Source organism: Roseixanthobacter glucoisosaccharinicivorans, assembly GCF_043195095.2.
In the GTDB taxonomy this organism is placed as follows: Bacteria; Pseudomonadota; Alphaproteobacteria; order Rhizobiales; family Xanthobacteraceae; genus NCEH01.
Genome location: NZ_CM195538.1, coordinates 2889528 through 2908448 on the forward strand (window position 1 = coordinate 2889528; position 18921 = coordinate 2908448).

The following is an 18921-nucleotide window of genomic DNA, read 5'->3' on the forward strand; positions in this document are numbered from 1 at the left end:
CCCGCAGTGAGGGCAGCCACCCAGGCTTCCAGGTCATTGGGGGCGCGCCAAAATCCGGAAACTCAGTTCCCGTTGGAAGCGTGGTAGCAGCCCAGTTGCTGGCGCTACCGTCATTGAGGACGGTGATACAACGCCCGCTTCCCACCACGCGTGCGTAGCGAAGAGCTTTCATATCACCCACCAAGGAAGGAGAGGTGGTTGAGAGTTGAAGGGACAGCAGCTCGAAGTGAAGAGAGGCGGGGGCGGATCTCGTGCTTGTGAATGACGATTCTTGAGGGGCGGGGAGGCATCGGGCGTCTGCCGACTTCCGTGCTCTTCATAGGCCGCCGCGGAAGCAGGCTTCGCGAGCCGAGCGTCTCATAGACCGTCGAATTTTGGAGAAGACGAGTTTCGGATGCAGGCGCGAGCCGCGCCCCGATCTTGCCAAGGCGGTCAATAGCTTCCAGCGACAGGATGGAAAAGCGCGACTGCCGCGCAATTGCCGAAGCAATTTTTGGTTGCAGTGGCGCACCCGAAGGGATTCGAACCCCTGACCTCTGCCTTCGGAGGGCAGCGCTCTATCCAGCTGAGCTACGGGTGCTTGTACAGAGGGGGATTCCTCTAACCCATCCCCCGCCGATTGACAATCGCCGGGGGCACCGGGCGGTGCCTTGTGCACATGGCGCGCGCCAGGGGCGCATCGCCCAGGCCCGCACAGTGCGGCGTCCGGCCCGAGGGGAGACATGGGTGCGGGACCGACGCGCGGAACAGGCCAAGGGCGCAAGGGCGCAAGGTCCGGCGCGGACGAACGGGCCACGGAGGGCGCGGGCGGCGTTATTTTGGTGGGGCGGGGGTCCATTCCTGCGCCTCGGCGGTGCCGGCGCGCGAATCATAGAGGCAGGCGAAGGTCGCGGCCCGGTTCTTCATGTGCGGCTGCGGCCAATGGCCTTTCACCATCACCAGTACATGGGCGGCGAACATCACCGGTGCGCCTTCCACACGGGCCTTCGCAAGCCCGCTCGCCGCAAGGCACGCCGTGCGCGCCTTGCCGTCCAGCTCGGCCCAGGCCGCTGGCGAGGACGCGTGCGCCGAGCCTGCCGCCAGCGCCAGGAGCGCGGCCGCGCCAAAGCAAGGAATGACTCTCATGCGTGCGCATCCTCCAAGATCATGGCGGCCCCCTTCTCGCCGATCATGATGGCCGGGGAATTGGTGTTGCCGGAGGTAATGGTCGGCATGATCGAGGCATCCACCACCCGCAGGCCCTCGATGCCGATCACCCGCAGGCGCGCATCCACCACCGCCATGGGATCGGAGGGCAGGCCCATCTTCGCCGTGCCCACGGGATGGAAGATGGTGGTGCCCACATTGCCCGCCGCCGTCGCAAGCGAGGCGTCATCATCCCCCACCGCCGGGCCGGGCAGAATTTCTTCCGGCCGATAGGGCGCGAGCGCCGGGCGCGAGACGATCCGGCGGGCGACGCGGATCGAGTCCGCCGCCACCGTACGGTCTTCCTCGGTGGAGAGATACTGCGGCTGGATCGCCGGCGCGGTGACGGCATCCGCATTCTTGAGGCGGATGGTGCCGCGCGAGGTGGGGCGCAGGTTGCACACGCTCATGGTGAAGGCGGGGAAGCGGTGGAGCGGGTCGCCGAACTTGTCGAGAGAGAGCGGCTGGACGTGGAATTCCAGGTTCGCCCGGTCCTGCGTCGCATCCGAGCGGGTGAAGATGCCGAGCTGCGAGGGCGCCATGGTCAGCGGCCCGCGCCGCAGGAAGGCATATTCCAGCCCCATGCCCGCGCGCCCCAGCAGCGAATGGTAGCGCTCGTTGAGCGTGCCGATGCCGGAAACCTTGAACACCAGCCGCAATTGCAGATGGTCCTGCAGGTTTGAACCGACGCCGGGCTTGTCCAGCACGGTTTCGATGCCGTTGGCCTGGAGATGTTCGCCCGGCCCGATGCCCGAGAGCATGAGCACCTGCGGCGAACCGAGCGCACCGGCGCACAGCACCACCTCGCGTTTCGCGGTCAGGGTGCGCGTGCCGCCCGGGGTCCGCAGCACGACGCCGGTGGCACGATTGCTCTCGATGCGCACCTTCTCCACATGCCCGGCGGTGATGAGATCGAGGTTCGGCCGGTTGAGCACGGGCTTCAGGAAGCCGCGCGCCGCGCTCCAGCGCAGGCCGCGCTTCTGGTTCACGTGGAAATAGCAGGAGCCCTCATTGTCGCCGGTATTGAAATCCGGGATGGCGGCGATGCCGTCCTGCGCCGCCGCGTCGCGCACTTTGTCGAGAAGCGGCCACGTGATGCGCGGAAACTCGACATGCCATTCCCCGCCTGTCGCATGATGGGCGTTGGGGCCGAGGAAATGGTCCTCGTGCTTCTTATAGAGCGGCAGCACGTCGTCCCAGCCCCAGCCGGGCAGGCCGAGCTGGCGCCAATGGTCGTAATCGGCCGCCTGCCCGCGCATATAGATCATGGCATTGATGGCCGAGCAGCCGCCGATGGTCTTGCCGCGCGGATAGGAGAGCACGCGCCCGTTCAGCCCGGCCTCGGGCTCGGTCTTGAAGCACCAGTCCGCGCGCGGATTGCCAATGGCGAACAGATAGCCCACCGGGATGTGAAACCAGATCCAGTCGTCTTTGCCGCCGGCCTCGACGATGGCGACTCGCACATTGGGGTCCGCCGAGAGGCGGTTTGCGACCACGCAGCCCGCCGATCCGGCGCCCACAACGATGTAATCATACGCATCCGCGCCCGTATCCGGGCGTCCCGGCGCCACCATGGCGGTCCCTCCCACTTTTGTTGGAACGGACTTTGGCGATGCGGCGCGCGGCCCGCAAGGGCGGCCTCGTCGCGCAGGGGGCCGCGCAGAAGACCGCGCGACGCTTTCGCGCAGCGCACTGCGGACCGTCTCTTGCATGAATGTCGGGGTCGGGGCAGCTCTTGCGAATTATTCGCAATAAAGTTGACAGGCGCCGGAAAGGAGGCCAGGATAATGCAACTCATTCGCAATCGCATGGTCCGGCACCTGTCGGGCCGGTGTGTCGAACGAAGGCTCCTCGACGCGCGCAATGCGCGGGTTCCCTCATCCGGTGCGCGGTGGCATCATGCTTGATCATTCACGGCAGGCGGGTTTGAACGGCTGGCGGCGCGAGCGGGGCGATCCCGCTTTGTCGGACGTGCACGGCTCCATCGACGTCACCAAGCGCCGGGGTTTCGCGCGCCTGTTCGCCTTCCTCGGGCCGGGCTATCTGGTCGCCACCGGCTATATGGACCCCGGCAATTGGGCGACCTCACTCGCCGGCGGCTCGCGCTTCGGCTATGCGCTGCTTACGGTGGCGCTGCTGTCCAATCTCATCGCCATCCTGCTCCAGGCGCTGTGCTCGCGGCTCGGCGTCGCCTGCGGGCGCGACCTTGCCCAGGCCTGCCGCGACAGCTTCCCCCGCCCGGTCGCCTATGTGCTGTGGGCGCTCGCCGAGGCGGCGATCTGCGCCACCGACCTAGCGGAGGTGATCGGCACCGCCATCGGGCTCAATTTGCTGTTCGGCATTCCGCTGGAAATCGGCGTCATCATCACCGCGCTGGACGTGTTCCTCATCCTGTGGCTGCAAAAGCTGGGCTTCCGCTTCGTGGAGGCGCTGGTGGTGGGGCTGCTGGGCGTCATCGCCGCCTGCTTCGGCGTGCAGATCGCTTTGGCCGATCCCAATTGGGGCGAGGTGATCCGCGGCTTCGCGCCGACCACGCAGATCATCACCAATCCGGACATGCTCTATCTCGCGCTCGGCATCCTCGGCGCGACGGTGATGCCGCATAATCTCTACCTGCATTCGGCCATCGTGCAGACCCGCAAGCACGACGGTACGGAAAGCGGCATCCGCCAGGCGATCCGCTATGCGACCTGGGATTCCACCTTCGCGCTCATGTTCGCGCTCACCATCAATGCCTCCATCCTCATCCTCGCCGCCGCCGCCTTCCACGGCCAGGGCGGGGAAGTGGCGGACCTCGGCAAGGCGCACGAATTGCTGAACCCGCTTTTGGGCAGCGCGCTCGCGCCCACCCTGTTCGCCGTGGCGCTTTTGTGCTGCGGGCTGAATTCCACCGTCACCGCCACCATCGCCGGACAGGCGGTGATGGAAGGGTTCCTGCATATCCGCCTCGAACCCTGGCTGCGGCGGCTGATCACCCGCTGCATCGCCATCGTGCCGGCGGCGGCGGTCACCATCGCCTACGGGGAAACCGGCGCCTCCTCCTTGCTGATCCTGAGCCAGGTGGTGCTCTCGCTGCAATTGCCGTTCGCCATCGTGCCGCTGGTCATGTTCACCAGCGACAAGCGCAAGATGGGCGTGTTCGTGGCGCCGCGCTGGCAGACGTTCCTGGCGGCGGCGGCGGGCCTGCTGGTGATCTCGCTCAACATCAAGCTGCTGGTGGATTTCTTCACCGGCGCCTGAGGGATAGCGGACCAGCCTGTGATTCCACCGGGCTGGAGCGCGGGACGTATCGAGACCACACACGGACGAGCCCCTGCGTGTCCCGGACCAGGGACGGCGAAGCCGGAACGCAGAGCCGGGACCCAGGATAAAATTCGGCGCAGCCGGCGAACGCGCAACGCGCCTTCGGGTTTGAAGCGCCTCCGGCTGTTTTATTGCGCTGGATCCCGGCTCGCGTTCCACGCCTGCGGCGTTCCACTTGGCCGGGACGCGAGCACAGCTCCCCGCCGCTCACCCCGCGCGCGCCACCACGTCCGCCTCGTCCTGCAAGGCGGTGATCAGCGACATGAAGCGCTCGCCCTGCACCAGCACATGGGCGCGCAGCGCCTGCGCGGCAACGTCGCCCTCGCCGGCCAGAAGCGCCGAAAGGATCGCCTCATGCTCGGCAAACGAAGCATCCATGCGGCGCGGCACCCGCAATTGCAGGCGCCGATAAGGCTGGAGCCGCCGTTGCAGGCGCAGCGCCTCCGCCGCCAGCACGCGATTGCCGGTGGCGGCGTAAATGGCGGCGTGGAAGGCGGCGTTGGTGGGATAATACGCCTCCGGGTCGGCGGCGCGCACCGCATCTGCACAGGCCTCATGGGCGCTCTTCAAAGCCGCGCGGTCCTCGTCCCCCATGCGCCGGGCGGCGAGCCGGGCACAGGCCGCCTCGATCTCCGCCATCAGCTCGAAGGATTCAATCAGCTCGCGCGGGCCGAGCAGCAGCACGAAGGCACCGCGCCGGGGGCGAATCTCCACCAGGCCCGAGGAGGCGAGCTGGATCAGCGCCTCGCGGATCGGCGTGCGCGAAACGTTGAAGCGCTCGGCGAGGCTCACCTCGTCCAGGCGCTGCCCCGGCCGCAGCCGGCCGGCGACGATGTCGTCCTCCAGCGCTTCCCGCAAACGTGGTGTCGCCTCGCCCCGCACGATCGGCCTCCCGCGATGATCAGAGGAGTTTAGCAGGCGATAAAAATGCAGCTAGTCAAATCTTGCATACAAGATCGTTGACAGGAAATGCAGACGGCGCTTTCATACCCTCACCATTCAGGAAGGTCGCCGATGCTCAAGCCCCCGGCCCAAGCGTGCCTGCGCGCACCGCGCCCCGATGCGCGGCTGTGCGTTCCGCGCCAAGCATCCGACCGGCCGGGGCCGGCGGCAGCGGCGCATGAGCCCAGGCTCGGGCGGCGAAGGGTTTTCGCGGCGTCAGGCCTCGCTCCGCGCCGCGCATGCCCTCTTGCCAGGAGCGGCCGCGGCCTGTGTCATGGGCGGCGATCTTGCATTGCGGGAAGGCGGTCATGAGTTCCAACACCTCGTTCTTCGGCGACCTCCTCACCACCATCGCGGAACGCGGGCGCGCGCTGCTGGACCGGTCCGCCCGCACCAGCGGCGCCACCCGCGCCGCGACCCTGATCGACCGCTGCGAGGATCTGCTCTCCGGCCGCGGCGAAGCCTCCGGCGTGGCGCTGGCCACCGACATCCTCGACCGCTATTCCCGCATGAAGAGCGGCGAGCGCATCGCCCTGTTCGAGGCGCTCCTGACCACCTTCGGCCCGGACAAGGGGAAGCTCGACGCGGCCATCGCCGCCTATGGAAACGCCGGCGACAATACCGATGCGGCCGAGGCCGCGATCGCCGCCATCCACCGCGCCAGCGAGCCGCGCCGGCAGGAATTGTTCCGCCGCTTCAACATGGCCGCCGGCGCCACGGCGAGCCTGGTGCGCATGCGCGAGCATCTGATGGACGCCATGGTCCACCGCCGGGACCTCGCGCCGGTGGACCGGGATTTCGGCCACCTCTTCTCCTCCTGGTTCAATCGGGGGTTCCTGGTGCTGCGCCGTATCGACTGGTCCACGCCCGCCAACGTGCTGGAAAAGATCATCCGCTACGAGGCGGTCCACGAGATCAAGGACTGGAACGACCTGCGCGCCCGCGTCGATGCCCCGGACCGGCGCTGTTACGCCTTCTTCCACCCGGCCATGGTGGACGAGCCACTGATCTTCGTGGAAATCGCGCTCATGAAGGAGCCGGCCGCCGCCATCGCGCCGATCCTCGACCCGGAGCGCGGCGCGCCGCTCGATCCCGCCACCGCGACCACGGCGGTGTTCTATTCCATCTCGAACTGCCAGCGCGGCCTTGCCGGCGTGAGCTTCGGCAATTTCCTCATCAAGCAGGTGGTGGAAGAGATTTCCCGCGAGATGCCCTCCCTCACCACCTTCGTCACGCTCTCGCCCACCCCCACCTTCCGCGCCTGGCTCGACGGCGAGCTCCGCAAGGAGGACAATCCGCTCCTCACCCCCGCCGATCGCGCCACGCTCAAGCTGCTGGAGACACCGGACTGGCAGGAGCGCGATGACCTGCGCGCCGAGCTGACGCCGGTGATCTGCGCCATGGCGGCGCAGTATTTCCTGGTGGCCAAGACCGCCAAGGGCCGCCCGGTGGACCCGGTGGCGCGCTTCCATCTCGGCAATGGCGCGCGGCTGGAGCGCATCAATCCCATGGGCGACCTCTCGCCCAAGGGTGTCGCCCAGGCCGCCGGCCTGATGGTCAATTATCGCTACGTGCTGGCCGACATCGAGAAGAACCACGAAGCCTTCGCCGGCAAGGGCGAAGTGGTGGCGAGTCCCGCCGTGAAGAAACTCCTGCGGGGCGAAACCGCCTCGCGTTCCCTGGTGCCGGTGCAATGAGCAAGACCAACCATCTCTTCTCCGCCATGCGGGCCGCCATGCCGGCCCTGGACCAGCCGCTCGTGCTGCATCCCGACGGCGCGGTGGAAACCTATGCCGACGCCCTCGCCCTCTCCGCGCGCATGGCGAACCTGCTCATCGACCTCGGCGTGAAGCCGGGCGACCGGGTGGCGGTGCAGGTGGAGAAATCCTGGCCCGCGCTGGCGCTCTATCTCGCCGCCGTGCGCGCGGGCGCGGTCTATCTGCCGCTCAACACCGCCTATACGCTGGCGGAACTCTCCTATTTCCTTTCCGATGCCGAACCCACCGTGCTGGTCTGCCGGCCGGAGATCGAGACCGACGTGCGTGCGCTCGCCGCCTCCCTCGGCGTGCCGCAGGTGGAGACCTTGGGCGCGAACGGCATCGGCTCGCTCACGGTGAAGGCGCAGGCCTATCCCGATACGTTCGAGGACGTGGCGCGCGGCCCCGAGGACCTTGCCGGCATCCTCTACACCTCCGGCACCACCGGCCGCGCCAAGGGCGCCATGCTGAGCCACGACAATCTGCTCTCCAACGCGGTCACCCTGCGGGATTATTGGCGCTTCACCGCCGACGACGTGTTGATACACGCCCTGCCGCTGTTCCACACCCACGGCCTGTTCGTGGCGAGCAACATCATCCTGCTGGCCGGCGCGCGCATGATCTTCTGCCCGAAGTTCGATGCCGCCCAGACGCTGCGCCTGATGCCACAGGCCACCAGCCTGATGGGCGTGCCGACCTTCTACACCCGCCTGCTGGACCAGGAGGGCCTGACGCGGGAGGCCACCGCCCACATGCGCCTGTTCGTCTCCGGCTCGGCGCCGCTTCTGGCGGAAACCCATCGCGCGTTCGCCGAGCGTACCGGCCAGGCGATCCTGGAGCGCTACGGCATGACCGAGACCGGGATGAACACGTCCAATCCCTATGACGGCGAGCGGCGCGCCGGCACGGTGGGCTTCCCCCTGCCCGGCGTCGACATCCGCATCACCGATCCGGAGAGCGGCAAGGTACTGGCGGCGGACGAGATCGGCGCCATCGAGGTGAAGGGCCCGAACGTGTTCAAGGGCTATTGGAAGCTGCCCGAGAAGACCGCCAGCGAATTCCACGACGGCTTCTTCATCACCGGCGACCTCGGCAAGATCGACGCGAGCGGCTATGTGCACATCGTCGGGCGCGGCAAGGATCTCGTCATCACCGGCGGCTTCAACGTCTATCCCAAGGAAGTGGAAGGCGAGATCGACGCTTTGCCGGGCGTCGTGGAGAGCGCGGTCATCGGCGTGCCCCACAAGGATTTCGGCGAAGGCGTGACGGCGGTGGTCGTGCGCACGCCCGGCGCCGGGGTGACCGAGGCCGATATCCATGCGACGCTGGAAAACCGGCTTGCGAAATTCAAGCTGCCCAAGCGGATCATCTTCGTCGACGAACTTCCGCGCAATACCATGGGCAAGGTGCAGAAGAACGTCCTGAGAGAGACCTACAAGGACATCTATCGCAGCAACGTCGCCTGAGCGGCGCGCGGCACCTGGTCTTTCCCCCGCCAAGCGGAAGGCCGGACCCAAGAAGAGGGAGCCACGACCCCGGATGAACCGGGGCGGGTTTCGAGGAAACGCCAAGACAACGCCCATTCCGGGCGAAGGAGGACATGCGCCATGTTGATCACGAGACGCCACCTGCTTGCCGGCGCCATCGCCGCCCCCGCCATCCTGAAGCTCACCGGCCCCGCCCGCGCGGCCACCACGCTCAAGATTTCCCATCAGTTTCCAAGCTCCGGCGGAGATGAAGGCGATTTTCGCGATCGTCTCGTGCGCAAGTTCGCCGAGCAGGTGGAGAAGCGCTCCAATGGCGAACTGAAGTTCGAGCTGTATCCCGGCTCTTCGCTCATGAAGACCAATGCGCAATTCTCCGCCCTGCGGAAGGGCGCGCTGGATATGTCGCTCTATCCCATCTCCTATGCCGGGGGCGAGGCGCCGGAATGCAATATCGGCCTCATGCCGGGCTTGGTCTCCTCCTATGATCAGGGCCTCGCCTGGAAAAACCAGCCGGTGGGCCAGGAGTTCGAGGCCTATCTGGAAAGCAAGGGCATCCGCATCGTCACCTGGATCTGGCAGGCCGGCGGGGTGGCGAGCCGCGAGCGGCCGCTGGTTTCCCCAGAGGATGCCAAGGGCATGAAGGTGCGCGGCGGCTCGCGCGAGATGGACATGGTGCTCCAGGCCGCCGGCGCGGCGGTGCTGTCGCTCCCCTCCAACGAACTCTATGTCGCCATGCAGACCGGCGCCTGCGACGCCGGCATCACCTCCTCCACCAGCCTGATTTCCTTCCGCCTGGAGGAATTGTCGAAGAATCTCACCACCGGGCGCGGGAAATCCTATTGGTTCATGCTCGAACCCTTGCTGATCTCGAAGATCGTCTATGACGGCCTGCCGAAGGCACAGCAGCAACTTATAGATACAGTGGGCGCCGAGATGGAAGCTTTCGGCAAGGCCGGCGCCATGGCGGACGACGAGAAGGTCGCCGAAGTGTTCCAGAAGGCCGGCGCGAAGATCCATGATCTCGATGCCGCGACCGTGGAAAAATGGCGCGCCATTGCCCGCGACACCGCCTGGAAGGATTATGCCGCCAAGACCCCGCTCAACGCCAAGCTGCTGAAGCTTGCGGAAGACGTGCGGGCATGAGCCACGGACTTGATCTTGGACCGGCCGGGGCGCACGCCTCGGCCGGCCAGCCGCTCCCCCCTCTTCTCTCCACGCTCCAAGGAGCCCTGTCCCTCCTCAACCGGCTGATCGTCGCTTTGGCTTCGATCGCCCTGGTGGCGGCGAGCCTGATCCTGTCCTACAGCGTGGTGACGCGCCTGCTGTTCCATGCCCCCACCTATTGGCAGGACGAGGCTTCGGTCTTCCTGCTGGTGGGCGCGACCTTCATGACCGCGGCCTATGTCCAGGGCCGGCGCGGCCATGTGGCGATCGAGGCGCTGAGTGCGCTGCTGCCGCCGCGCGTCAATGCCGCCCGGCTGCTGCTGGTGGATATCGCCAGCTTTGCCTTTTGCGCCTTCTTCACCTGGAAGTCGTTCGTATTGCTGGAAGAGGCCTGGATCGACGGCCATGTGTCCTCCTCCACCTGGGCCCCGCCTCTGTGGATTCCCTATGGGGTGATGACGCTCGGCATGGGCCTGCTGTCGGTCCAGATCGCGCTCCAGATCGCCTGCGCCCTCGCGCGGAGGATGCGCCCATGAGCACGCTCGTCGTCGGCTTGATGTATGGCGGGGCGACTCTGCTGACCATGTTCATCGGCATGCCCATCGCCTTCGCGCTGGGGGCGGTGGCGGTGCTGTTCATGCTCGGCTTCATGCCCGCCGCATCCCTCGATACGGTCACCCAGAATGTCTATGAGGAGATGGCCTCCATCACCCTCCTCTCCATTCCCCTGTTCATCCTCAAGGGCGCCGCCATCGGCAAGTCCCGCGCCGGGCAGGATCTCTATTCCGCGCTCCATGCCTGGATGCACAAGATCCCCGGCGGCCTCGGCATCGCCAATGTCTTCGCCTGCGCCTTGTTCGCCGCCATGGCCGGCTCTTCCCCCGCCACCTGCTCGGCCATCGGCTCCGCCGGCATTCCCGAAATGCGCAAGCGCGGCTATTCGGGCAGCTTCGCCGCCGGCCTCATCGCCGCCGGCGGAACCCTCGGCATCCTTTTGCCGCCCTCCATCACCATGATCCTCTATGCGGTCGCCGCCGAGCAGTCGCTCGGCCGCCTGTTCCTCGCCGGACTCGGGCCGGGCCTGCTGCTGGTGATGCTGTTCGCCGCCTATGCCATGGTGCGCTTCCGCCAGGAATTCGCCCGCGCCAAGCTGCTCTACGAACAGACCGGCGCCGCATCGCCGATCCTGCACGAAGAGCACCTCACCATGCGCGACCGCTTCGCCGCGCTGCCGCGGGTGCTGCCGTTCGTGATCCTGCTCACCGGCGTCATGGTCGCCCTCTACGGCGGCTATGCCACCCCCTCCGAGACCGCCGGCCTCGGCGGGATCCTGGCCCTGGTGCTGATCGCCCTGATCTACCAGGTCTGGACGCCGAAGGATCTGGAGCCGATCCTCACCTCCACCTTGCGGGAGGCCACCATGCTGATGCTGATCATCGGCATGTCGCTGCTCTATTCCTATGTGATGAGCTATCTGCACATCTCCCAGGCGGCGGCGCAGGCGATCGTGGCGCTGCATCTGTCCAAATGGCTGCTGCTGGCGACCATATTGGTGCTGGTGGTGGTACTCGGCTTCTTCCTGCCGCCGGTGTCGATCATCCTGATGACCGCGCCCATCATCCTGCCGCCCCTGAAGGCCGCTGGCTTCGATCTGATCTGGTTCGGCGTGGTGATGACCATCGTCATGGAGATGGGGCTGATCCATCCCCCGGTGGGGCTGAACATCTTCGTCATCAAGAACATCGCCCCCGACATTCCGCTCAAGGACGTGATCTGGGGCACGGTGCCGTTCGTGCTGCTGATGATGCTCGCCGTGGTCCTGCTCTGCCTGTTCCCCCAGATCGCGACGGGTCTCCCGGACCTCGTCATGGGCCAGGGACGGTAGGGGGCGGAAGAGGGACGACGCGCCGGCCCTATGAGGCCGGCGCCACCGCGTGCGGGCGCTCCACCGGCACCACGTCCACCCCGACGGCAAGCAGGTGCTCGCCGGAAGCGACGATGACGCCATCCACTGGCGCCACATCGGAATAATCGCGGCCGATGGCGAGAATGATGTGGTCGTTGCCGGCCGCGATCGCGTTTGTGGGATCAAGCCCGATCCAGCCCAAATCCTCCCCGCACCACACCTCTGCCCAGGCATGGGTGGCATCCGATCCGGCCAGGCGCTCCTGTCCCGCCGGCGGCACCGTGCGCAGATATCCCGACACATAGCGCGCCGAGAGGCCAAGCCCCCGCAGACCGGCGATCATCACGTGGGCGAAATCCTGGCACACGCCGCGCTTCGCCTCGAAGGCCTCGTGCGGCAGCGTGGTGACGTCAGTGGCGCCAGGCTCATAGGCGAAGTCGGAATGGATACGCTCCATCACCTCCCAGGCGGCGGCCAGGATCGGGCGGTTGGGCGCGCAACTCTCCGCCGTCCAGTCGGTAATGGCGGGATCGAGCGGAACGGAACGGCTCGCATAGAGCCCGTGCACCGGCGAATTCGGGCCGAGATCGGTGCTGGCGAACGCTGCCTCGCGCACCTCGTCCACCATCGGAGAGGCCTGGAGATCGGGCAGCGGCGCGGCCTTCACCTCGACCCGGCTATGGGTGGAAATCTCGAGCCGGTCGTGGGGCGTGTCGAGGGTGAGCCAGGCGATCGCATTGCCGAAGAAATCGAGCCCCTGCTCCATCTCGCCCGCGATCGGATCGGTGGCGAGGGAATGGGAGACCACGTGCTGGTGGTGCGGCCGGTCCACCGGCGTCATGTGCAGCACCTGGCGCGCCACGCGCACCTGCCCGCCGTAGAGATATGTGGTGGTCTGGCGGATGTCATAGAGCATGGCGCCTCACCCCTGCCCCGGCCAGGCGATGTCCGCCGCCGGCCCCTGGATGAAATAATGTGCCGCGATCTCGTCCGAGAGCTGGGCGAGATCGCCTTCCAGCGCGTCGAAATCCTCGATGTCGAAGGATTCGGCGGTGGCGGCCGTGAGGTCGGCGCGCATGCGCGCGATGATGCGCTCCGAGCGCGGCGGCGGCTCGTCCGGATCGCGCCCCGGCAGCACCCGCAGATGGGCGGCGATGCGCTCCACCTGGAAAGCGAGCGAGCGCGGATTGTCCGGGTCCAGCAGCACCAGGTCCAGCACGGGGCCGCGCGCCTCGATCACCACATAGCGGCTGCGATAGGTGATCTGGCTGTCGGCGAGTTGCAACAGCACGTCGAGCGCGCCGCGCGGGGCGCCCTGCTCGGCGAAGGTCCGCGCGAAGCGCAGCAGCGCCATGCCCCGCTCGATGCGCCGGCCGAGTTCGAGAAACCGCCAGCCGGTGAGGCGGTTCATGTTCTCGCTGGCGAGGCCGGAAAAGGCGGCGATGATGCGCAGCGCGGCATCCGCCCGCTCATGGGCGTCCGCTTCCGTGGGGGCGGTGGGCACCGGGGTATTGAGGCACGCTTCCAGATCCACCAGCGCGCGCCAGGCATCGGGCGAGAAGCGGTCGCGGATCACGGACGCGGCGGCGCGGGCCGATTTCACCACCTGCGGCAGGCCGCCGGGCAGATCGTGCCGCGTCAAGGCCGCGATGGCATGGCGGCTCGGCGAGGCGCCGGTGAAATCGCGCGGCATGGCGCCCCAGAAGGACAGCAGCGTGATCAGCCGCAGCACCAGCGGGCTGCTGGCGGGCTCGGTTTCCGCCAGCCGCCCCACCAGCGCCCGCACCAGGCGCAAGGTGGCCTCGGCCCGCTCCACATAGCGGCCGAGCCAGAACAGATTGTCGGCCGAGCGGCTCGGCAGGGTGCCGGAGGAGCGGCGCACCCGCACATTGTCGGGGCTTGGCAGCAAGGTGGTGGCGGGCACCTCGCGGTCCGCCAGCACCCACACATCCGCCGAGCGATCGCCGCGCTGGATCGAGAAGGCGCGCGCGTCGAGCCGTTCCGAGATGCGGCAGAAACCGCCGGGCATAACGGTCCAGCCCTCTTCGGTGGCGGCCAGGAACACCCGCAGCGTGAACGGGCGCGGCGTGAGCTTGTCGCCGGTCCACACCGGCATGGTGGAGATGCGGGCCACATCCTGCCCCACCAGATCGGCGCCGCGGCGCGCCATGACGGCGGACAGCTGGCGCCGCTCCTGGGGGCTCAGGTCCGCTCCGAGCACCGAGCCGCGCCGGCCGATGCCGGGCACCGGCGTGCCGAAGGCAGAGGCCACCACCAGTTCGTCCAGATGCTCCATCACCTGGGCACGCTCGGCGCCCTGCCCGCACCACCAGGTGCCCACATGCGGCAAAGCGAGCGGGCGGCCGAGCAGCTTGATGGCGAGCCGCGGCAGGAAGGCCATGAGCGCCGGCGCTTCCACCAGGCCCGAACCCAGCGCATTGGCCAGCGCCACACCGCCGATGCGCGCCACATGGGCGAGCCCCGGCACGCCGAGGCGCGAACGCGCGTTCAATTCCAGCGGATCGGCGAAATCCGCGTCGAGCCGGCGCAGCACCACGTCCACCCGCTTCAGCCCGGCCACGGTGCGCACATAAAGCGCATCGCCGCGCACCGCGAGATCCTCGCCCTCCACCAGCGAGAAGCCCATGTAGCGGGCGAGCAAAGCGTGTTCGAAATAGGTTTCGTTGAGCGCGCCGGGTGTCATCAGGCCGACCCGGCCCTCCCCGGTGCGGTCGAGTTTCAGGAGCGAGGTGCGGAAGCCCTGGAAGAAGCCGGCCAGCCGGTCCATCCGCATGGTGCGGGAGATATCCGGCAGGGCGCGCGACATGGCGAGGCGATTTTCCAGCGCATAGCCGACGCCCGAGGGCGCCTGGGTGCGATCGGACAGCACCCACCAGCGCCCGTCCGGGCCGCGCCCCACGTCGGCGGCGTAGAAGCGCAGGAATTTTCCCCCGCGCGGCATGGAGCCGACCATGGGACGCAGGAATTCCGGGCTTCCCGCGACCGCGGCGGCGGGAAGCGCGCCCTGCTCCACCAGCCGCGCGGGGCCATACAGATCGGCCAGCAGGGCTTCCAGCAATTGCGCGCGTTCCACCAGCCCGGCGGCGAGGCTGTCCCAGTCCGCCTTGTCCAGCAGCAGGGGAATATGGCTGAGCGCCCACGGCCGTTCGCCGCCGCCCTTGTCGTCATAGACCCGATAGAAGACGCCGCTGTCGCGCAGATAGCGATCGGCCGCGCCGAAGCGCCGGCGCACTTCCTGCGGGCCAAGTTCGGCGAGCGCTGTGAGGAACGGCACCCAATGGGCGCGCGGGCGGCCATCGGCGCCCATCATCTCGTCGCGCACGCCGGGCAGGGTCTGATAGCCGTCGAGAACGGCTTCCACCGCAGCGGCTGCGAACGGATCGTGATTGGCGTCCTCGGCCAGGCTCACTTTGTCCACGCTTGGCTTTTCCTCCCCCAGAGCCCGCTCGTATGACTCATGATCGCCGGTTCGCGCAGCGCCGCCATGTTGCCGTTCGCCGCTTCACCCGGCATCTGGCCCGTTTCAACCCAGGCAGATGCAGGCTTAACCGATGAAGGCTCGGCCGATGCAGGCTTCTTGCACGCGCGGTGCATGGCGGCGTTCCGCCGGCCCGCGCGCGGGTCCGGCGATGTGCCCAAGGAGGCGGACGCATCGCCGGTTCGCCTAGCTTGACGAACTTTTCCCGCGAGGAAAGAACTTATCTGCGAATTGGAACGATTTCTTTTTCCGCCGGCAGGTTGCCTTTCCGCCGGCGGAGCTTTCAGAGTCCGCCCGGGCGCCGCAGATCGAGGGTGGTGGGGAATTCGTCCGGCGCGGATTCCTCCGGCACATGGGGCACGCCGGGCGTATGGCCATGGTTCACGAACCGGGCGAGACGGCGCGATTCCGCCTCGTAGGAATTCACCGGATAGGTGTCGTAGCTGCGGCCGCCCGGATGGGAGACGTGATAGACGAACCCGCCGCGCGAGCGCCCGCTCCAGGTGTCGATGAGGTCGAACACCAAAGGCGTATGCACCGGAATGGTCGGATGCAAAGCGGAATAAGGATCCCACGCCTTGTAGCGCACCCCGGCGACGAAGGTGCCGCTGCGCCCGGTCGGCGCCAGCGGAATGCGCCGGCCGTTGCAAGTCATGACGTGGCGGGCCGGGTTGAACCCGTCCACCTGCACCTGCACGCGCTCCACGGAACTGTCCACATAGCGCACGGTGCCGCCGGCGGCGGCTTCCTCGCCGAGCACGTGCCACGGCTCAAGGGCCTGGCGCAGCTCGATATCCACGCCCGCCCGCTGCACCTTGCCGAAGCTCGGGAAACGGAACTCGAACTGGGCCTGGAACCAGAGCGGATCGAAATCATAGCCGGCATCGCGCAGATCGCCGAGCACGTCCTGGAAATCGGCCCAGGCGTAATAGGGCAGCATGAAGCGGTCGTTCAGCGCCGTGCCCCAGCGCACCAGCGAACCGGACAAAGGCTTGCGCCAGAGCGCGGAGATCAGCGCCCGCAGCAGCAATTGCTGGGCAAGGCTCATGCGCCAGTCCGGCGGCATCTCGAAGCAGCGGAACTCCACCAGGCCCAGGCGGCCGGTGGGGCCATCCGGCGAATAGAGCTTGTCGATCGAGATTTCCGTGCGGTGGGTGTTGCCCGTCACGTCGATCAGGATGTTGCGCAGCATGCGGTCCACCAGCCAGGGCGGCGGCGGCAGGTCCGTGCCCGGGGCGGGGAATTTGGAGAAGGCGATTTCCAGCTCGTACAGGCTGTCGTGCCGCGCCTCGTCGATGCGCGGATGCTGCGAGGTGGGGCCGATGAAGACGCCCGAGAACATGTAGGACAGCGAGGGGTGGCGCTGCCAATAGAGCAGCAGGCTCTTCAGCAGGTCCGGCCGGCGCAGGAACGGGCTGTCCGCCGGGGTAATGCCACCCACCACCACGTGATTGCCGCCGCCGGTGCCGGTGTGGCGCCCGTCGGTCATGAATTTCTCGGTGCCGAGGCGGGCGAGGCGTGCCTCCTCATAGACGATGCGGGTGGTCTCCACGCATCCCTTCCAATCGGAGGCGGGATGGATGTTCACCTCCAGCACGCCGGGATCGGGCGAGAGGCCGATCACCTGCAGGCGCGGGTCGAACGGCGGCGGATAGCCCTCCAGATGCACCGGCATCTTCAGCTCGGCGGCGACCGATTCCACGGCCGAGACGAAGGCGAGATAATCCTCCAGCGTGGTCAGCGGTGGCAGGAACACGCACAGCCGCCCGTCGCGCGCCTCGACGGAGACGGCGGTGCGCACCGCCTGGTCGGCCGGCTCCGGCGCACGCGCCAGATAATCGGAGAGGATCTGCCGCGCCCGCTCAGCGGAGGGGACGTGGCCGGTTGCCGCGTCGCGCTCGTAGCCCTGCGCCATCTCGTCGGGATCGGGCAGCGGGCCGCGCGGCTCCATGGGGTCGGCGGGAATGGTGTGGGGATAGAGGATCGGCGAGAGATACGGCAGGGAATCCAGCGGCAGGCGGAAGCCGATGGCGCTGTCACCCGGCACCAGGAACAGATGGCCGCGGCGGAATTTCCACACCTCGCTCAGCCAGCCCTGGCCACCGCGGGCATTCAGCCGCTGCACCGGGATGACATAGCCGCGCGGATTGCCGAGCCCTTCGGACAACGCCTTTGCCAGCGTGATGCGGGACTCGGGGTCTGCCAGCCGCTTGTCGCCGGGCTCGAGATTCTCCGGCAGATTGGCTTCCTTGAGCAGGAAGTGGGCATTGTCCTCATAGGCCGGCTGCACATATTTGCCGCCGAGCCCGAGACGCTCGGCGAGCGCGAGCGCGAATCGCTCGGCATCGGCGGTGGTGACGCCATAATCGTGCGCCTCGTCGGCGATCAGCGTCTCGTCATGCCAGATCGGCTTGCCGTCCTTGCGCCAGAACAGGCCGAAGGACCAGCGCGGCAGCGGCTCGCCGGGATACCATTTGCCCTGGCCGTAATGCAGCAGGCCGCCGGGCGCGAAGCGCTTGCGCAGGCGGCGGGCGAGATCGTCCGCCCGCACCCGCTTCTGCGGGCCGAGGGCGGCGGTGTTCCATTCGGCGCCCTCATAATCGTCGATGGAGACGAAGGTGGGCTCGCCGCCCATGGTCAGGCGCACGTCGTTGGTCATCAGGTCGGCATCGACCTTTTCGCCGAGCGCGTTCAGCGCGGCCCAGCTCTCGTCCGAGAACGGCAGCGTCACGCGCGGCGCCTCGGCGACGCGGGCCACTGACATTTCGAAATCGAATTCCACTTCCGCCGGCTCGACGCCGCCGGAGATCGGCGCGGCGGAGCGATAATGCGGGGTCGCCGCCAGCGGAATATGCCCCTCTCCGCACAGCAGGCCGGAGGTGGCGTCCAGGCCGATCCAGCCGGCACCGGGCAGATAGACTTCGGCCCAGGCGTGCAGGTCGGTGAAGTCCACCTCGGTGCCGGAGGGGCCGTCGAGCGCCGGCACGTCCGGCTTGAGCTGGATCAGATAGCCGGAGACGAAGCGCGCGGCGAGGCCGAGGCGGCGCAGGACCTGAACCAGCAGCCAGCCGGAATCGCGGCACGAGCCGAGCTTGCTCGCCAGCGTCTCGTCCGGCGTCTGCACGCCCGGCTCCATGCGGATCACATAGCCGACTTCGGCCTGCACGCGCTGGTTGAGGCCAACCAGAAAATCCACCATGCGCGTCTTGGTGCGCGGCACCGCGGCGACGAAGGCATCCAGCTCCGGCCCGCCATCCTCCAGCGCGAGATAGGGCGCAAGCTCAGCCTTCAGGTCGGGCGCGTAGTCGAACGGGAAATGGTCGGCATAATCCTCGATGAAGAAGTCGAACGGATTGATCACCGACATGCGCGCGAGCAGGTCCACCTCGACCTTGAACTCGGTGGTCTTCTCGGGAAACACGAGCCGCGCCAGCCAGTTGCCGAACGGGTCCTGCTGCCAGTTGATGAAGTGCTCGGCCGGCGTGATCTTCAGCGAATAGGCGGGAATATCGGTGCGGCTGTGCGGCGCCGGGCGCAGGCGCACGGTCTGCGGCCCGAGCATGATGGGCCGGTCATAGGAATAGCTGGTGACATGGTGGAGGCTCGCGAGGATCGTCATTCAGGTCACCAGCTCCGGTTGGCACGGCATGGCTTGAGGTTAGACAAGCGCATCGGCCC

General features: G+C 67.5%; 12 protein-coding genes and 1 tRNA gene. 6 read left to right on the forward strand and 7 right to left on the reverse strand.

The window, feature by feature from the left end; translation table 11 throughout:
• Positions 1 to 503: 503 nt before the first annotated feature.
• The 3 genes from V5F78_RS13430 to V5F78_RS13440 all read right to left on the reverse strand — a co-directional run bounded on the left by V5F78_RS13430 (position 504) and on the right by V5F78_RS13440 (position 2759).
• A tRNA-Arg gene (locus tag V5F78_RS13430) sits at positions 504 to 580 on the reverse strand.
• 233 nt (positions 581 to 813) lie between these two features.
• Complete coding sequence (locus V5F78_RS13435; protein WP_394071068.1) at positions 814 to 1125, reverse strand: hypothetical protein; 312 nt, start codon at positions 1123 to 1125, stop codon at positions 814 to 816.
• Positions 1122 to 2759 (reverse strand): GMC family oxidoreductase, encoded by a 1638-nt coding sequence (locus tag V5F78_RS13440; RefSeq protein WP_394071069.1) that lies wholly within the window; start codon positions 2757 to 2759, stop codon positions 1122 to 1124. The genes V5F78_RS13435 and V5F78_RS13440 overlap by 4 nt, the downstream gene beginning before the upstream one ends.
• A gap of 325 nt (positions 2760 to 3084) precedes the next feature.
• On the opposite strand from V5F78_RS13440, the gene V5F78_RS13445 reads away from it, so the two are divergent.
• On the forward strand, positions 3085 to 4425 hold the full coding sequence (locus V5F78_RS13445; protein WP_394071070.1) for an Nramp family divalent metal transporter: 1341 nt from the start codon (positions 3085 to 3087) through the stop codon (positions 4423 to 4425).
• A gap of 270 nt (positions 4426 to 4695) precedes the next feature.
• Here V5F78_RS13445 and V5F78_RS13450 read toward each other — a convergent pair whose 3' ends face one another.
• Positions 4696 to 5370 carry a GntR family transcriptional regulator gene (locus V5F78_RS13450; protein WP_394071071.1) on the reverse strand — a complete coding sequence of 225 codons (675 nt, stop codon included), beginning with the start codon at positions 5368 to 5370 and terminating at the stop codon, positions 4696 to 4698.
• Positions 5371 to 5738: 368 nt separating this feature from the next.
• Between V5F78_RS13450 and V5F78_RS13455 the strand changes: the two genes are divergently transcribed.
• From V5F78_RS13455 to V5F78_RS13475, 5 genes are all read left to right on the forward strand, one after another.
• Complete coding sequence (locus V5F78_RS13455) at positions 5739 to 7127, forward strand: malonyl-CoA decarboxylase (RefSeq protein WP_394071072.1); 1389 nt, start codon at positions 5739 to 5741, stop codon at positions 7125 to 7127.
• A complete protein-coding gene (locus tag V5F78_RS13460) occupies positions 7124 to 8653 on the forward strand; it encodes a malonate--CoA ligase (protein WP_394071073.1) in 1530 nt (509 codons plus the stop codon). The genes V5F78_RS13455 and V5F78_RS13460 overlap by 4 nt, the downstream gene beginning before the upstream one ends.
• A gap of 144 nt (positions 8654 to 8797) precedes the next feature.
• Complete coding sequence (dctP, locus tag V5F78_RS13465) at positions 8798 to 9817, forward strand: TRAP transporter substrate-binding protein DctP (RefSeq protein WP_394071147.1); 1020 nt, start codon at positions 8798 to 8800, stop codon at positions 9815 to 9817.
• Positions 9814 to 10374: a TRAP transporter small permease gene (locus V5F78_RS13470; protein ID WP_394071074.1), complete on the forward strand. Its 561-nt coding sequence runs from the start codon at positions 9814 to 9816 to the stop codon at positions 10372 to 10374. Before dctP ends, V5F78_RS13470 begins: the two co-directional genes overlap by 4 nt.
• Positions 10371 to 11723 carry a TRAP transporter large permease gene (locus tag V5F78_RS13475; RefSeq protein WP_394071075.1) on the forward strand — a complete coding sequence of 451 codons (1353 nt, stop codon included), beginning with the start codon at positions 10371 to 10373 and terminating at the stop codon, positions 11721 to 11723. Before V5F78_RS13470 ends, V5F78_RS13475 begins: the two co-directional genes overlap by 4 nt.
• Positions 11724 to 11751: 28 nt before the next feature.
• On the opposite strand, the gene V5F78_RS13480 is transcribed toward V5F78_RS13475, so the two are convergent.
• The 3 genes from V5F78_RS13480 to V5F78_RS13490 form a co-directional block, all read right to left on the reverse strand.
• Positions 11752 to 12660 carry a transglutaminase family protein gene (locus V5F78_RS13480; protein WP_394071076.1) on the reverse strand — a complete coding sequence of 303 codons (909 nt, stop codon included), beginning with the start codon at positions 12658 to 12660 and terminating at the stop codon, positions 11752 to 11754.
• Between the two features lie 6 nt (positions 12661 to 12666).
• On the reverse strand, positions 12667 to 15183 hold the full coding sequence (locus V5F78_RS13485; RefSeq protein ID WP_394071077.1) for a circularly permuted type 2 ATP-grasp protein: 2517 nt from the start codon (positions 15181 to 15183) through the stop codon (positions 12667 to 12669).
• Between the two features lie 343 nt (positions 15184 to 15526).
• The gene (locus V5F78_RS13490; protein WP_394071078.1) at positions 15527 to 18862 is read right to left on the reverse strand and encodes a transglutaminase family protein; all 3336 of its coding nucleotides are present in this window, start codon (positions 18860 to 18862) and stop codon (positions 15527 to 15529) included.
• Positions 18863 to 18921 lie beyond the last annotated feature (59 nt).

Coding starts and splice junctions, on each gene's coding strand:
- V5F78_RS13480 (WP_394071076.1), bottom strand. CDS start 12,660: ATGCTCTATGACATCCGCCAGACCACCACATATCTCTACGGCGGGCAG.
- V5F78_RS13470 (WP_394071074.1), top strand. CDS start 9,814: ATGAGCCACGGACTTGATCTTGGACCGGCCGGGGCGCACGCCTCGGCC.
- V5F78_RS13445 (WP_394071070.1), top strand. CDS start 3,085: ATGCTTGATCATTCACGGCAGGCGGGTTTGAACGGCTGGCGGCGCGAG.
- V5F78_RS13440 (WP_394071069.1), bottom strand. CDS start 2,759: ATGGTGGCGCCGGGACGCCCGGATACGGGCGCGGATGCGTATGATTAC.
- V5F78_RS13490 (WP_394071078.1), bottom strand. CDS start 18,862: ATGACGATCCTCGCGAGCCTCCACCATGTCACCAGCTATTCCTATGAC.
- V5F78_RS13475 (WP_394071075.1), top strand. CDS start 10,371: ATGAGCACGCTCGTCGTCGGCTTGATGTATGGCGGGGCGACTCTGCTG.
- V5F78_RS13435 (WP_394071068.1), bottom strand. CDS start 1,125: ATGAGAGTCATTCCTTGCTTTGGCGCGGCCGCGCTCCTGGCGCTGGCG.
- V5F78_RS13455 (WP_394071072.1), top strand. CDS start 5,739: ATGAGTTCCAACACCTCGTTCTTCGGCGACCTCCTCACCACCATCGCG.
- V5F78_RS13460 (WP_394071073.1), top strand. CDS start 7,124: ATGAGCAAGACCAACCATCTCTTCTCCGCCATGCGGGCCGCCATGCCG.